The organism is Deinococcus pimensis DSM 21231 (assembly GCF_000519345.1).
Taxonomy (GTDB): domain Bacteria; phylum Deinococcota; class Deinococci; order Deinococcales; family Deinococcaceae; genus Deinococcus_A; species Deinococcus_A pimensis.
In genome coordinates, this window is the sequence record NZ_KI912635.1 from 1 (window position 1) to 1,262 (window position 1,262).

A 1,262-nucleotide genomic window follows, 5' to 3' on the forward strand; every position below is an offset into this window, starting at 1 on the left:
GATCGTCGAGGAGCTCGCGCGCTCGCGCGGCGCGCGCTGGCTGCGGCTGGAGACGTACGCGCCGAACACCGCGTCGTCGCGCTTCTACGAGCGGCTCGGCTACCTGCGGCGCGGGCACCTGCGGCTCACGCCCGGCGGGGACCGCGTGATCCCGCTCGACTGCTACGAGAAGCGCCTCGCTCCCTGACACGAATCGTCTGATCGTGCCGAAAGCTCCCCGGGCGCGCGTGTTATGTTGGCCCTCATGGCCCGCATCATCCTCAAGAACGCTCGTGAGATCGAGGCGCTGCGCCGGGCGAACCACCTCGTCGCGGAGACCTTCCGCGTCCTGGAGGAACACGTCCGTCCCGGCGTGAGCCTCTCCGAGCTCGACCGCATCGCCGAGGAGCACATCCGCGCCGCCGGCGCGGAACCCGCCTACAAGGGCTACGCGCCCAACGGCGTGCCCTTCCCCGGCACCATCTGCGCCTCCGTGAACGAGGTCATCTGCCACGGCATCCCCACGGCGCGCCGCCTGCGCGAGGGCGACATCGTCGGCGTGGACATCGGCGTGCGCATGGACGGCTTCTACGGCGACGCCTGCTACACCTACACCGTCGGGAACGTCGCGCCGCACGTGCGCAAGCTCGTCGACACCGCCCGCGAGTGCCTGAACGCCGGCCTCGCCGCCGTGAAGCCCGGCGGGCGTCTCGGTGACGTCGGGCACGCCATCCAGACCCTCGCGGAGTCGCGCGGGTACGGCGTCGTCCGCGAGTACACCGGGCACGGCGTGGGCCGCCGCCTGCACGAGGAACCCACCGTGTACCACTGGGGCCGCCCCAACAGCGGTCTGCGGCTGGAGCCCGGCATGGTCTTCACGGTCGAGCCGATGATCAACCTCGGCACGCCCAAGACGGAACTCCTCGACGACCACTGGACCGTCGTGACCGCCGACGGGAAGCCCAGCGCGCAGTTCGAGCACACCATCGTCGTGACCGACGCCGGCCACGAGATCCTCAGCCAGTAGGACCCTGCCGGAAGGAGGGCCGCGAGCGCCAACGCTCGCGGCCCTCCTTCCTCGCCGTCACTGGCCGCTCTGCGCGAGCACGCGGCCCGACTCGTCCTGCACCACCGCGCGCGCGAAGCGGCCCGGCACCTGCACGCTCACGAAGGGACTCGTGAGGGCCTGCGTGGTGATGGTGCCCGGCCCCGGCGCGCTCGTGCGGACCGTCACGACGACCGTGTCGCCGCTCGCGCGGGCCGACACGAAGGTCACGCCGTAC

At 71.9% G+C, this 1,262-nt stretch carries 3 protein-coding genes; 2 read left to right on the forward strand and 1 reads right to left on the reverse strand.

The window, feature by feature from the left end; genetic code table 11:
* On the forward strand, window positions 1-187 hold a 187-nt coding region (locus tag DEIPI_RS39145; protein WP_045233829.1), incomplete at its 5' end, for a GNAT family N-acetyltransferase.
* A gap of 57 nt (window positions 188-244) precedes the next feature.
* On the forward strand, window positions 245-1,006 hold the full coding sequence (map, locus tag DEIPI_RS0107040) for a type I methionyl aminopeptidase (RefSeq protein WP_027481309.1): 762 nt from the start codon (window positions 245-247) through the stop codon (window positions 1,004-1,006).
* A gap of 57 nt (window positions 1,007-1,063) precedes the next feature.
* Here map and DEIPI_RS0107045 read toward each other — a convergent pair.
* On the reverse strand, window positions 1,064-1,262 hold a 199-nt coding region (locus DEIPI_RS0107045; protein WP_157463531.1), incomplete at its 5' end, for a protease complex subunit PrcB family protein.

What these genes read in the sequence shown, in the direction of transcription:
- map (WP_027481309.1), top strand. Translation starts at nt 245, where the DNA reads ATGGCCCGCATCATCCTCAAGAACGCTCGTGAGATCGAGGCGCTGCGC.